At 44.8% G+C, this 12,670-nt stretch carries 4 protein-coding genes, 25 tRNA genes and 3 rRNA genes; all 32 read left to right on the forward strand.

The genetic code is table 11. The features are described 5' to 3' along the window. The first annotated feature begins 153 nt into the window (after nt 1-153). The 32 genes from hslO to licT all read left to right on the forward strand — a co-directional run bounded on the left by hslO (nt 154) and on the right by licT (nt 12,625). Entirely contained in the window at nt 154-1,050 is an 897-nt protein-coding gene (gene hslO / locus IGJ03_RS00980; RefSeq protein WP_002359370.1) for an Hsp33 family molecular chaperone HslO, read from the forward strand. Between the two features lie 11 nt (nt 1,051-1,061). After that, nucleotides 1,062-2,060 (forward strand): tRNA dihydrouridine synthase DusB, encoded by a 999-nt coding sequence (dusB, locus tag IGJ03_RS00985; protein WP_002356263.1) that lies wholly within the window; start codon nt 1,062-1,064, stop codon nt 2,058-2,060. A 93-nt stretch (nt 2,061-2,153) separates the two neighbouring features. Continuing rightward, nucleotides 2,154-3,650, forward strand: coding sequence for a lysine--tRNA ligase (gene lysS / locus IGJ03_RS00990; RefSeq protein WP_375804836.1), 1,497 nt, complete (start codon nt 2,154-2,156; stop codon nt 3,648-3,650). A 653-nt stretch (nt 3,651-4,303) separates the two neighbouring features. Then, nucleotides 4,304-5,864: ribosomal RNA gene (locus IGJ03_RS00995) — 16S ribosomal RNA — on the forward strand. A gap of 226 nt (nt 5,865-6,090) precedes the next feature. Then, nucleotides 6,091-9,003: ribosomal RNA gene (locus IGJ03_RS01000) — 23S ribosomal RNA — on the forward strand. Between the two features lie 96 nt (nt 9,004-9,099). Then, nucleotides 9,100-9,215 (forward strand): 5S ribosomal RNA (rrf, locus tag IGJ03_RS01005). The 16S, 23S and 5S rRNA genes sit together here with 25 tRNA genes alongside, the layout of an rRNA operon. Nucleotides 9,216-9,229: 14 nt before the next feature. Beyond that, nucleotides 9,230-9,302, forward strand: a tRNA-Val gene (locus IGJ03_RS01010). Between the two features lie 6 nt (nt 9,303-9,308). Then, nucleotides 9,309-9,381, forward strand: a tRNA-Lys gene (locus IGJ03_RS01015). 16 nt (nt 9,382-9,397) lie between these two features. Further along, nucleotides 9,398-9,479 (forward strand) — tRNA-Leu (locus IGJ03_RS01020). Between the two features lie 6 nt (nt 9,480-9,485). Continuing rightward, nucleotides 9,486-9,561 (forward strand) — tRNA-Thr (locus IGJ03_RS01025). Nucleotides 9,562-9,565: 4 nt separating this feature from the next. Beyond that, nucleotides 9,566-9,637, forward strand: a tRNA-Gly gene (locus IGJ03_RS01030). A gap of 15 nt (nt 9,638-9,652) precedes the next feature. Continuing rightward, nucleotides 9,653-9,738, forward strand: a tRNA-Leu gene (locus IGJ03_RS01035). Between the two features lie 14 nt (nt 9,739-9,752). Continuing rightward, nucleotides 9,753-9,826, forward strand: a tRNA-Arg gene (locus IGJ03_RS01040). Between the two features lie 11 nt (nt 9,827-9,837). Beyond that, a tRNA-Pro gene (locus tag IGJ03_RS01045) sits at nt 9,838-9,911 on the forward strand. Between the two features lie 13 nt (nt 9,912-9,924). Beyond that, nucleotides 9,925-9,997 (forward strand) — tRNA-Ala (locus IGJ03_RS01050). Nucleotides 9,998-10,020: 23 nt separating this feature from the next. After that, nucleotides 10,021-10,094 (forward strand) — tRNA-Met (locus IGJ03_RS01055). A gap of 20 nt (nt 10,095-10,114) precedes the next feature. Then, a tRNA-Ile gene (locus tag IGJ03_RS01060) sits at nt 10,115-10,188 on the forward strand. A 33-nt stretch (nt 10,189-10,221) separates the two neighbouring features. Then, nucleotides 10,222-10,311 (forward strand) — tRNA-Ser (locus IGJ03_RS01065). 33 nt (nt 10,312-10,344) lie between these two features. After that, nucleotides 10,345-10,418 (forward strand) — tRNA-Met (locus IGJ03_RS01070). A 38-nt stretch (nt 10,419-10,456) separates the two neighbouring features. Beyond that, nucleotides 10,457-10,533: transfer RNA gene (locus IGJ03_RS01075), tRNA-Asp, on the forward strand. Between the two features lies 1 nt (nt 10,534). Beyond that, nucleotides 10,535-10,605: transfer RNA gene (locus IGJ03_RS01080), tRNA-Gly, on the forward strand. 9 nt (nt 10,606-10,614) lie between these two features. Further along, a tRNA-Ile gene (locus IGJ03_RS01085) sits at nt 10,615-10,688 on the forward strand. Nucleotides 10,689-10,702: 14 nt separating this feature from the next. Then, nucleotides 10,703-10,774, forward strand: a tRNA-Glu gene (locus tag IGJ03_RS01090). Between the two features lie 12 nt (nt 10,775-10,786). Next, nucleotides 10,787-10,876, forward strand: a tRNA-Ser gene (locus IGJ03_RS01095). A 33-nt stretch (nt 10,877-10,909) separates the two neighbouring features. Beyond that, nucleotides 10,910-10,983, forward strand: a tRNA-Met gene (locus IGJ03_RS01100). Nucleotides 10,984-11,031: 48 nt separating this feature from the next. Next, nucleotides 11,032-11,105: transfer RNA gene (locus IGJ03_RS01105), tRNA-Asp, on the forward strand. Nucleotides 11,106-11,110: 5 nt separating this feature from the next. Next, nucleotides 11,111-11,183: transfer RNA gene (locus IGJ03_RS01110), tRNA-Phe, on the forward strand. Nucleotides 11,184-11,197: 14 nt separating this feature from the next. Further along, nucleotides 11,198-11,268: transfer RNA gene (locus IGJ03_RS01115), tRNA-Gly, on the forward strand. A 13-nt stretch (nt 11,269-11,281) separates the two neighbouring features. Next, nucleotides 11,282-11,355, forward strand: a tRNA-Ile gene (locus tag IGJ03_RS01120). A 10-nt stretch (nt 11,356-11,365) separates the two neighbouring features. Then, nucleotides 11,366-11,453, forward strand: a tRNA-Ser gene (locus tag IGJ03_RS01125). Between the two features lie 15 nt (nt 11,454-11,468). Next, nucleotides 11,469-11,540 (forward strand) — tRNA-Glu (locus IGJ03_RS01130). 242 nt (nt 11,541-11,782) lie between these two features. Further along, nucleotides 11,783-12,625 (forward strand): BglG family transcription antiterminator LicT, encoded by an 843-nt coding sequence (gene licT / locus IGJ03_RS01135; protein ID WP_002355181.1) that lies wholly within the window; start codon nt 11,783-11,785, stop codon nt 12,623-12,625. Nucleotides 12,626-12,670: the final 45 nt, after the last annotated feature.

Consider the following 12,670-nt stretch of genomic DNA (forward strand, 5'->3'; position numbering starts at 1 on the left):
TAGAAGGTGCAGTATTTGTCGAGTTGACGAATACTGCACCTTCTATAATATTAAGATATTCTATAGAAGGAAGATTATTTGGTTGAAAAAACACCTGATTCCTAGTATTATCTGACTAATGGACAAAAAAGCACCAAGAGAAGAGGAAAAAGAATGGAAGATTATTTAGTAAAAGCCCTTTGTTATAAAGGTTCAATACGAGCATATGCCATCAGTGCCACTGAAACTGTTAGCGAAGCGCAAAGAAGACATGATACATGGAGTTCTTCTACCGCAGCGTTAGGGCGCACATTGATTGGAGCCCTTTTACTAGGAGCGACTTTAAAAGGTGACGATAAATTAACTGTAAAAGTACAAGGAAATGGCCCAGCTGGCGCTATTATTGTCGATAGTAATGGCCGTGGAGAAACAAAAGGCTACATTAAAAATCCACATGTCAGCTTAAAGTTGAATGCAACAGGTAAAATTGATGTACGTGGCGCTGTCGGTAACGAAGGAATTTTCACAGTCATTAAAGATTTAGGATTAAAAGAAACCTTTTCTGGACAAACACCTATTGTTTCTGGTGAAATCGGTGAAGACTTTACATATTTTATGGCGGTCTCTGAACAAGTTCCTTCAGCTATCGGTTTAGGTGTATTGGTGGACACGGATGAATCGGTGAAAGCAGCCGGTGGTTTTATGATTCAAGTAATGCCAGGTGCCGATGAAAGTACCATTGATTTTATTGAACAGCGTCTAGCGGAAGTGCCACCAATTTCACAATTACTAGAAAATGGAGAAACACCTGAACAAGTCTTGTATCGGTTATTAGGAGAAGACGAAGTAGAAATTTTAGAAAAAATGCCTGTACAATTTAAATGTGACTGTTCCAAAGAAAAATTTGCGACCGCTTTGATTGCCGTTGGGATCGATGAATTAAATGCGATGATTGATGAAGATCATGGAGCGGAAGCAGTTTGTCAATTCTGTAACAATAAATATCACTATAGTGAAGAAGAATTAATTGAACTTCGCGATGAAGCGATTCGCAATACGAAACAAAAGTAGGAGGAAAGACTATGTGGAAAATTGGAGACGTTGAAATCCCCAACCGTGTTGTCGTAGCTCCGATGGCGGGTATTAGTAACGCCGCTTTTCGTGTGACTGTAAAAGAATTTGGCGCAGGATTAGTCGTTTGTGAAATGATTAGTGATAAAGGAATTAAATTAAGAAACAAAAAAACCTTAGAAATGCTATATATTGATGAGCGAGAATATCCTTTAAGTGTACAAATTTTTGGTGGAGATAAAGAAACATTAGTGGAAGCTGCTAAGTTTGTGGAAGAAAATACGCAAGCGGCGATTATTGATATTAACATGGGTTGCCCTGTCAATAAAATAATTAAAGCTGAAGCTGGTGCGAAATGGTTGCTGGATCCGAATAAAGTGCATGAGATGGTTCACGCAGTCTCTTCGGCAGTTTCTTTGCCTGTCACTGTAAAAATGCGAACAGGCTGGGATGAAGATCATCTATATGCTGTAGACAACGCTTTGGCTGCCGAACAAGCAGGGGCTTCGGCCATTGCTATGCATGGTCGGACACGTGTCCAAATGTATGAAGGGACAGCCAACTGGGACGTTTTAAAGGAAGTGAAAAAGCATTTAACCATTCCTTTTATGGGAAATGGCGATGTCAAAACGCCTGAAGATGCTAAACGCATGTTAGAATATGTTGGAGCGGATGGTGTGATGATTGGTCGAGCTGCTTTGGGCAATCCTTGGATGATTCAACGGACGAAAGAATACTTGGAAACGGGCGAATTGATGCCTGAGCCTTCACCAGCTGAAAAAATTAACATTGCAAAAGTTCATTTACAACGATTAGTGGATTTAAAAGGTGAAAAAATTGCGGTCCGTGAGTTTCGCCAACATGCTTCTTACTATCTAAAAGGAATCTCGCGAGCAGCTAAAGTGAAAGTTGCGATTAACCAAGTCGAAACACAACAAGCAGTTGTCGATTTACTTGATGCCTTTGTAGAGAAGATTTCCAAAGTTGCTGTAACTACTATAGAAGAATAAAAAATTCAAGCCGAAAGTAAAATTCGGCTTGCTTTTTTTCGAATTACTGTGGCATTATTAGGATAGGTTAAAATCAAGAATGGAGGAACAACAGTGGCAGAAGAACAACAAGCGCATTTAGAGGATTTAAATGATCAAATGCTCGTGCGCCGCGAAAAAATGGAAGCTTTACGTGAAGAAGGGATTGATCCTTTCGGTAAACGTTTCGATCGCACTCATAATTCAGCAGAACTTCATGAACAATATGATAATCATACAAAAGAAGAACTTAGTGAAATGAATACAGAAGTCAGCGTTGCTGGACGTATGATGACAAAACGTGGTAAAGGAAAAGCTGGTTTCGCCCATTTGCAAGACCGTGAAGGCCAAATTCAAATTTATGTTCGGAAGGACCAAGTTGGAGACGAAGCCTATGAACTATTTAAACATGCTGACTTAGGCGACTTCTTTGGTGTGACAGGCCAAGTAATGAAAACCAATACGGGGGAAGTTACTGTTAAAGCTCAAACAATTACGTTATTAACTAAAGCTTTGCGTCCATTGCCAGATAAATACCATGGATTAACGAATGTGGAACAACGCTATCGTCAACGCTATTTGGATTTAATCAGTAACAAAGAAAGCTTTGATCGTTTCATGAAACGCAGTCAAATTATTAGCGAAATCCGTCGTTATCTAGATGGCAATGGCTATGTCGAAGTAGAAACGCCTGTCTTGCATAACGAAGCAGGAGGAGCTGCTGCTCGTCCATTTATCACACACCATAATGCATTAGATATGGACTTATACTTACGCATTGCCCTAGAGTTACATTTAAAACGTTTAATTGTCGGTGGCATGGAAAAAGTATATGAAATTGGTCGTGTCTTCCGTAATGAAGGAATCGATACCACTCATAACCCAGAATTTACAATGCTAGAAGCTTATACCGCTTATACTGATTATCAAGATGTGATGGATTTAACAGAGGGAATTATTCGTAATGCTGCGGAAAAAGTCTTAGGAACTAATGATATCACGTACGATGGTCAAGCGGTTGACTTAGGAAGTCCTTTCAAACGTCTACACATGGTAGATGCGGTCAAAGAACAAACGGGCGTAGATTTTTGGCAAGAGATGACGATAGAAGAAGCCCGTGCGTTGGCTAAAGAACATAATGTTGAAATTACAGATGCCATGACAGTCGGTCATATCATTAATGAATTTTTCGAAACATTTGTAGAAGATACATTGCAACAACCAACATTTATTTATGGTCACCCAGTAGCTGTTTCACCATTAGCGAAGAAAAATCCAGAAGATGGTCGTTTCACTGACCGCTTTGAACTGTTTATTATCGGAAAAGAGTTTGCTAATGCATTTACAGAATTAAATGATCCAATTGACCAACGTGAACGTTTTGAAGAACAAGAAAAAGAACGGGAACAAGGAAATGATGAAGCACACGGAGTAGATGAAGATTTCATCGAAGCCTTAGAATATGGCTTGCCACCAACCGGAGGATTAGGTATTGGGATTGATCGACTAGTTATGTTATTAACCGATGCACAATCAATTCGTGATGTCTTGCTATTCCCAACAATGAGATAAAAAAAGATGCCTTAAGGGCATCTTTTTTTTGTATTCGCAAAAAATTAAATAAAAAAAGAATAGAAAAACAATTGAAACCAATTCTTTTTTTCTAAAAAAATCGAAGATGGGTAATAAAAAGAATGGGTAATCTGATAAAAAAACGAACTTTATCTAATCGGATAAGAAAGAATAATCGGTATTGAAAAAAAGTTTAAAAAAAGTGAAAATAATGATTGACCAATGCTTGAAATCTTGGTATATTATTACATGTCGCAAGGCGAGTCACACAGCTGAGCGATTCAGAAATCAATAATTAAATAACAATTCTTGATTTCAAATCTCTCGAAAAAAGTTTGAAAAAACAACAAAAAAGTTGTTGACAAATAACAAGCGAGATGATAAGATATAGAAGTTGTCACAACAGACAACAACAACCGAGCAAAACAACTTAAAAAACTTTTTTTAAAAAAGTTCTTGACATTCAAACGAAAGTTTGTTATGATATAAAAGTTGCTGCGAGGTAACGTAGACCTTTGAAAACTGAACAAAGAATAGACGAACCAAATGTGTAGGGCGTCTTGATTCAATTCAAGACAACAAACATTTTTAACAAGCAAGCAATATGCTAGCAAACAAATTGAGCTTAACAATCGCAAGATTGTTCTAACTTTTATTATGAGAGTTTGATCCTGGCTCAGGACGAACGCTGGCGGCGTGCCTAATACATGCAAGTCGAACGCTTCTTTCCTCCCGAGTGCTTGCACTCAATTGGAAAGAGGAGTGGCGGACGGGTGAGTAACACGTGGGTAACCTACCCATCAGAGGGGGATAACACTTGGAAACAGGTGCTAATACCGCATAACAGTTTATGCCGCATGGCATAAAAGTGAAAGGCGCTTTCGGGTGTCGCTGATGGATGGACCCGCGGTGCATTAGCTAGTTGGTGAGGTAACGGCTCACCAAGGCCACGATGCATAGCCGACCTGAGAGGGTGATCGGCCACACTGGGACTGAGACACGGCCCAGACTCCTACGGGAGGCAGCAGTAGGGAATCTTCGGCAATGGACGAAAGTCTGACCGAGCAACGCCGCGTGAGTGAAGAAGGTTTTCGGATCGTAAAACTCTGTTGTTAGAGAAGAACAAGGACGTTAGTAACTGAACGTCCCCTGACGGTATCTAACCAGAAAGCCACGGCTAACTACGTGCCAGCAGCCGCGGTAATACGTAGGTGGCAAGCGTTGTCCGGATTTATTGGGCGTAAAGCGAGCGCAGGCGGTTTCTTAAGTCTGATGTGAAAGCCCCCGGCTCAACCGGGGAGGGTCATTGGAAACTGGGAGACTTGAGTGCAGAAGAGGAGAGTGGAATTCCATGTGTAGCGGTGAAATGCGTAGATATATGGAGGAACACCAGTGGCGAAGGCGGCTCTCTGGTCTGTAACTGACGCTGAGGCTCGAAAGCGTGGGGAGCAAACAGGATTAGATACCCTGGTAGTCCACGCCGTAAACGATGAGTGCTAAGTGTTGGAGGGTTTCCGCCCTTCAGTGCTGCAGCAAACGCATTAAGCACTCCGCCTGGGGAGTACGACCGCAAGGTTGAAACTCAAAGGAATTGACGGGGGCCCGCACAAGCGGTGGAGCATGTGGTTTAATTCGAAGCAACGCGAAGAACCTTACCAGGTCTTGACATCCTTTGACCACTCTAGAGATAGAGCTTTCCCTTCGGGGACAAAGTGACAGGTGGTGCATGGTTGTCGTCAGCTCGTGTCGTGAGATGTTGGGTTAAGTCCCGCAACGAGCGCAACCCTTATTGTTAGTTGCCATCATTTAGTTGGGCACTCTAGCGAGACTGCCGGTGACAAACCGGAGGAAGGTGGGGATGACGTCAAATCATCATGCCCCTTATGACCTGGGCTACACACGTGCTACAATGGGAAGTACAACGAGTCGCTAGACCGCGAGGTCATGCAAATCTCTTAAAGCTTCTCTCAGTTCGGATTGCAGGCTGCAACTCGCCTGCATGAAGCCGGAATCGCTAGTAATCGCGGATCAGCACGCCGCGGTGAATACGTTCCCGGGCCTTGTACACACCGCCCGTCACACCACGAGAGTTTGTAACACCCGAAGTCGGTGAGGTAACCTTTTTGGAGCCAGCCGCCTAAGGTGGGATAGATGATTGGGGTGAAGTCGTAACAAGGTAGCCGTATCGGAAGGTGCGGCTGGATCACCTCCTTTCTAAGGAATATTACGGAAATACACATTTCGTCTTTACTTTGTTCAGTTTTGAGAGGTCTACTCTCAAAACATTCGTTCATTGAAAACTGGATATTGAAGTAAAAAGAATCAAAACAAACCGAGAACACCGCGTTGAATGAGTTTTTTAATAAGTTCAATTGCTTATTTATTGATTAACCTTCTATCGCTAGAAGAAGTGATCAAGACCCAACCGTAAGGTTGATAAGGTTAAGTGAATAAGGGCGCACGGTGGATGCCTTGGCACTAGGAGCCGATGAAGGACGGGACTAACACCGATATGCTTTGGGGAGCTGTAAGTAAGCTATGATCCAGAGATTTCCGAATGGGGGAACCCAATATCTTTTATAGGATATTACTTTTCAGTGAATACATAGCTGATTAGAGGTAGACGCAGAGAACTGAAACATCTTAGTACCTGCAGGAAGAGAAAGAAAATTCGATTCCCTGAGTAGCGGCGAGCGAAACGGGAAGAGCCCAAACCAACAAGCTTGCTTGTTGGGGTTGTAGGACTCCGATATGGTAGTCTGTTAGTATAGTTGAAGGATTTGGAAAATTCCGCTAAAAAGGGTGAAAGCCCCGTAGACGAAATGCTGACAACACCTAGGAGGATCCTGAGTACGGCGGAACACGAGAAATTCCGTCGGAATCCGCGGGGACCATCCCGCAAGGCTAAATACTCCCTAGTGACCGATAGTGAACCAGTACCGTGAGGGAAAGGTGAAAAGCACCCCGGAAGGGGAGTGAAATAGATCCTGAAACCGTGTGCCTACAACAAGTCAAAGCTCGTTAATGAGTGATGGCGTGCCTTTTGTAGAATGAACCGGCGAGTTACGATTGCATGCGAGGTTAAGTCGAAGAGACGGAGCCGCAGCGAAAGCGAGTCTGAATAGGGCGAATGAGTATGTAGTCGTAGACCCGAAACCATGTGATCTACCCATGTCCAGGTTGAAGGTGCGGTAAAACGCACTGGAGGACCGAACCCACGTACGTTGAAAAGTGCGGGGATGAGGTGTGGGTAGCGGAGAAATTCCAAACGAACTTGGAGATAGCTGGTTCTCTCCGAAATAGCTTTAGGGCTAGCCTCGGAATTGAGAATGATGGAGGTAGAGCACTGTTTGGACTAGGGGCCCATCTCGGGTTACCGAATTCAGATAAACTCCGAATGCCATTCATTTATATCCGGGAGTCAGACTGCGAGTGATAAGATCCGTAGTCGAAAGGGAAACAGCCCAGACCACCAGCTAAGGTCCCAAAATATATGTTAAGTGGAAAAGGATGTGGGGTTGCACAGACAACTAGGATGTTGGCTTAGAAGCAGCCACCATTTAAAGAGTGCGTAATAGCTCACTAGTCGAGTGACCCTGCGCCGAAAATGTACCGGGGCTAAACATATTACCGAAGCTGTGGACTACACCATTAGGTGTAGTGGTAGGAGAGCGTTCTAAGGGCGTTGAAGGTCGATCGTGAGGACGGCTGGAGCGCTTAGAAGTGAGAATGCCGGTATGAGTAGCGAAAGACAGGTGAGAATCCTGTCCACCGTATGACTAAGGTTTCCTGGGGAAGGCTCGTCCGCCCAGGGTTAGTCGGGACCTAAGCCGAGGCCGATAGGCGTAGGCGATGGACAACAGGTTGATATTCCTGTACCAGTTGTTTTTGTTTGAGCAATGGAGGGACGCAGTAGGCTAAGGAATGCATGCGATTGGAAGTGCATGTCCAAGCAATGAGTCTTGAGTAGAGTTAAATGCTTTACTCTTTAAGGACAAGTTGTGACGGGGAGCGAAATAATAGTAGCGAAGTTCCTGATGTCACACTGCCAAGAAAAGCTTCTAGTGAGAAAACAACTGCCCGTACCGTAAACCGACACAGGTAGTCGAGGAGAGTATCCTAAGGTGAGCGAGCGAACTCTCGTTAAGGAACTCGGCAAAATGACCCCGTAACTTCGGGAGAAGGGGTGCTGACTTCGGTCAGCCGCAGTGAATAGGCCCAAGCGACTGTTTATCAAAAACACAGGTCTCTGCAAAATCGTAAGATGAAGTATAGGGGCTGACGCCTGCCCGGTGCTGGAAGGTTAAGAGGATGGGTTAGCTTCGGCGAAGCTCAGAATTGAAGCCCCAGTAAACGGCGGCCGTAACTATAACGGTCCTAAGGTAGCGAAATTCCTTGTCGGGTAAGTTCCGACCCGCACGAAAGGCGTAACGATTTGGGCACTGTCTCAACGAGAGACTCGGTGAAATTTTAGTACCTGTGAAGATGCAGGTTACCCGCGACAGGACGGAAAGACCCCATGGAGCTTTACTGTAGTTTGATATTGAGTGTTTGTACCACATGTACAGGATAGGTAGGAGTCGATGAGACCGGAACGCTAGTTTCGGAGGAGGCGCTGGTGGGATACTACCCTTGTGTTATGAACCCTCTAACCCGCACCACTAATCGTGGTGGGAGACAGTGTCAGATGGGCAGTTTGACTGGGGCGGTCGCCTCCTAAAAGGTAACGGAGGCGCCCAAAGGTTCCCTCAGAATGGTTGGAAATCATTCGAAGAGTGTAAAGGCAGAAGGGAGCTTGACTGCGAGACCTACAAGTCGAGCAGGGACGAAAGTCGGGCTTAGTGATCCGGTGGTTCCGCATGGAAGGGCCATCGCTCAACGGATAAAAGCTACCCTGGGGATAACAGGCTTATCTCCCCCAAGAGTCCACATCGACGGGGAGGTTTGGCACCTCGATGTCGGCTCGTCGCATCCTGGGGCTGTAGTCGGTCCCAAGGGTTGGGCTGTTCGCCCATTAAAGCGGCACGCGAGCTGGGTTCAGAACGTCGTGAGACAGTTCGGTCCCTATCCGTCGCGGGCGTTGGAAATTTGAGAGGAGCTGTCCTTAGTACGAGAGGACCGGGATGGACTTACCGCTGGTGTACCAGTTGTTCTGCCAAGGGCATTGCTGGGTAGCTATGTAGGGAAGGGATAAACGCTGAAAGCATCTAAGTGTGAAGCCCACCTCAAGATGAGATTTCCCATTTCTTTAAGAAAGTAAGACCCCTGAGAGATGATCAGGTAGATAGGTTGGAAGTGGAAGGCTAGTGATAGTTGGAGCGGACCAATACTAATCGGTCGAGGACTTAACCAAAGAATGGATAAGTAAAAGCAACTTGGTTATTTTGATTCAAACTTCAATCCAGTTTTGAGTGAATGAAGATTCAACTCAATAAGAAACAACACCCAGTGTGGTGGCGATAGCGAGAAGGATACACCTGTTCCCATGCCGAACACAGAAGTTAAGCTTCTTAGCGCCGATTGTAGTGAAGGGTTTCCCTTTGTGAGAGTAGGACGTCGCCACGCGAATTGTTGTTTTTGGAGGTTTAGCTCAGCTGGGAGAGCACCTGCCTTACAAGCAGGGGGTCAGCGGTTCGATCCCGTTAACCTCCATTTTTTGAGCCGTTAGCTCAGTTGGTAGAGCATCTGACTTTTAATCAGAGGGTCACAGGTTCGAGCCCTGTACGGCTCATATTCATATTTCATTTGCGGGTGTGGCGGAATTGGCAGACGCACTAGATTTAGGATCTAGCGCCGCAAGGCGTGGGGGTTCAAGTCCCTTCACCCGCATATTTAGCCGGCTTAGCTCAGTTGGTAGAGCATCTGATTTGTAATCAGAGGGTCGAGGGTTCAAGTCCTTTAGCCGGCACCATTTTGCGGAAATAGCTCAGTGGTAGAGCACCACCTTGCCAAGGTGGGGGTCGCGGGTTCGAACCCCGTTTTCCGCTTAGCCAATTCATTACGCCGGGGTGGCGGAACTGGCAGACGCACAGGACTTAAAATCCTGCGGTGAGTGATCACCGTACCGGTTCGATTCCGGTCCTCGGCATTGTTTTATATTTAGCACCCATAGCTCAACTGGATAGAGTGTTTGACTACGAATCAAAAGGTTAGGGGTTCGACTCCCTTTGGGTGCATTAGTTATATACGGGAAGTAGCTCAGCTTGGTAGAGCACTTGGTTTGGGACCAAGGGGTCGCAGGTTCGAATCCTGTCTTCCCGATAATAATTTTCATGGGGCCTTAGCTCAGCTGGGAGAGCGCCTGCTTTGCACGCAGGAGGTCAGCGGTTCGATCCCGCTAGGCTCCATTCTTATTTTAATATAAGAGTTTCGCGGTGTAGCTCAGCTGGCTAGAGCGTCCGGTTCATACCCGGGAGGTCGGGGGTTCGATCCCCTCCGCCGCGATTATACATTTGGAAGAGCCTGGACCTTTAGCTCAGTTGGTTAGAGCAGACGGCTCATAACCGTCCGGTCGTAGGTTCGAGTCCTACAAGGTCCATTGTGACGTTGTTTATAGTTTTATTTTTATCATGGAGGATTACCCAAGTCCGGCTGAAGGGAACGGTCTTGAAAACCGTCAGGCGGGTAAAACCGTGCAAGGGTTCGAATCCCTTATCCTCCTTTCTTAGGAATTAAATTTCCTTGGTCTAATTATCGCGGGGTGGAGCAGTCAGGTAGCTCGTCGGGCTCATAACCCGAAGGTCGTAGGTTCAAATCCTGCCCCCGCAATTGCTTTTGATTTCAAAAGCACATAAAAAGAAAAGTATGGTTTGGTAGTTCAGCTGGTTAGAATGCCTGCCTGTCACGCAGGAGGTCGCGGGTTCGAGTCCCGTCCAGACCGCCATGCGGGTGTAGTTTAGTGGTAAAACCACAGCCTTCCAAGCTGTTGTCGCGAGTTCGATTCTCGTCACCCGCTTTTCTTTTTGGGCCTATAGCTCAGCTGGTTAGAGCGCACGCCTGATAAGCGTGAGGTCGATGGTTCGAGTCCATTTAGGCCCATAATTTTATAAAATGGCCCGTTGGTCAAGCGGTTAAGACACCGCCCTTTCACGGCGGTAACACGGGTTCGAGTCCCGTACGGGTCATAGTTTTGTTACGGAGGATTACCCAAGTCCGGCTGAAGGGAACGGTCTTGAAAACCGTCAGGCGGGTAAAACCGTGCAAGGGTTCGAATCCCTTATCCTCCTTTCTTAGGAATTAAGTTTCCTTGGTCTAATTATCGCGGGGTGGAGCAGTCAGGTAGCTCGTCGGGCTCATAACCCGAAGGTCGTAGGTTCAAATCCTGCCCCCGCAATTGCTTTTATTTTTTAAAGCATACATTTGCATAAAGCAAAAACGAATTGGTTTGGTAGTTCAGCTGGTTAGAATGCCTGCCTGTCACGCAGGAGGTCGCGGGTTCGAGTCCCGTCCAGACCGTTTTTGGCTCGGTAGCTCAGTTGGTAGAGCAATGGATTGAAGCTCCATGTGTCGGCAGTTCGATTCTGTCCCGCGCCATCCAAGAAAAATTTGCGGGTGTAGTTTAGTGGTAAAACCACAGCCTTCCAAGCTGTTGTCGCGAGTTCGATTCTCGTCACCCGCTTTTTTCTTATTTGGGGCCTATAGCTCAGCTGGTTAGAGCGCACGCCTGATAAGCGTGAGGTCGATGGTTCGAGTCCATTTAGGCCCATTTATTTCTTGGGGAAGTACTCAAGTGGCTGAAGAGGCGCCCCTGCTAAGGGTGTAGGTCGGGAAACCGGCGCGAGGGTTCAAATCCCTCCTTCTCCGTTTTTTCTTTTTAATGGCCCGTTGGTCAAGCGGTTAAGACACCGCCCTTTCACGGCGGTAACACGGGTTCGAGTCCCGTACGGGTCATAGTGAAGCATACAAACATTGTTTGTATGCTTTTTTTATTTTTATTACAAAAAAATGTCGTTGAAAGCGTTGACATTTGTTGTAAATATGTTATTCTTTGGATGTAGGGATAAGTAAATAGATGGATAGTGATTGTTTAAAGACAAGCTAAACCTAATTTTTTCATGAAGCGACAGGTGTGTCGTTCTTTTTGAAGAAATTGGGTTTTTCTTTTTTCAACGAAACACAAAGGAGGTGGGGCATTGATTATTCACAAAATTTTAAACAATAATGTGGTTATTACATTAGATGATGATAAACGAGAGCAAATTGTTATGGGCAAAGGAATTGCTTTTAAGAAACGCATTGGGGATTGGGTTCCTGATGAAAGTATCGATCAAGTTTTTTATTTAGCCAATCAAGAAACATCACTTAAGTTTCAAGAATTGTTAGGAAATATTCCTTTAGAGATGATGAAACTCTCGGATGACATTATTGTTTATGCAAAATCAACGTTGAAAAAGAGTTTGAATGATACCATTTATATTTCTCTGACGGATCATTTGTACACAGCTTTAGAAAGAAAAAAACAAGGAATTGCAATTAAGAATTTATTATTATGGGATATTAAACGTTTTTTTCCTGAAGAGTACGAAGTAGGAGTAAATGCTTTAAAAATGGTACAAAAGCGCGTAGGAATGGAATTGTCAACGGATGAGGCAGGTTTTATCGCATTGCACTTGGTGAATGCGGAGATGGAGGAAGAAGTCGGTAATATTTACGAATTGACAAAGTTGATGCAAGAGATTACAAATATCGTCAAATACTATTTTAAGGTAAGTTTTGATGAAGACTCTGTTTACTTTTATCGATTTAGCACACATTTAAAATTTTTCTGTTATCGCTTATTACACCAACGTGAAGTTGTCGAAAATGATGATGAAGAACTGTATGCGGTAATTAAAAAGAAATATCTCAACGCCTATCGTTGCGTGGAAAAGATCAGCTTGTATTTAAATGAGAACTATGACTATCAAGTTTCAAATGAAGAACGCTTGTACCTAACGATTCACATTGCACGAATTGTACAAACAACGGAACAATAAACGCACCACTTTGGATAGTGACATTCAGTTGGCTAAACCTTCAAA

This window comes from Enterococcus sp. DIV1315a, assembly GCF_051712325.1.
Lineage (GTDB): Bacteria > Bacillota > Bacilli > Lactobacillales > Enterococcaceae > Enterococcus > Enterococcus faecalis.

Bases quoted from the DNA above. Each gene is read 5' to 3' on its own strand.
- dusB (WP_002356263.1), top strand. From the start codon at position 1,062: ATGTGGAAAATTGGAGACGTTGAAATCCCCAACCGTGTTGTCGTAGCT.
- hslO (WP_002359370.1), top strand. From the start codon at position 154: ATGGAAGATTATTTAGTAAAAGCCCTTTGTTATAAAGGTTCAATACGA.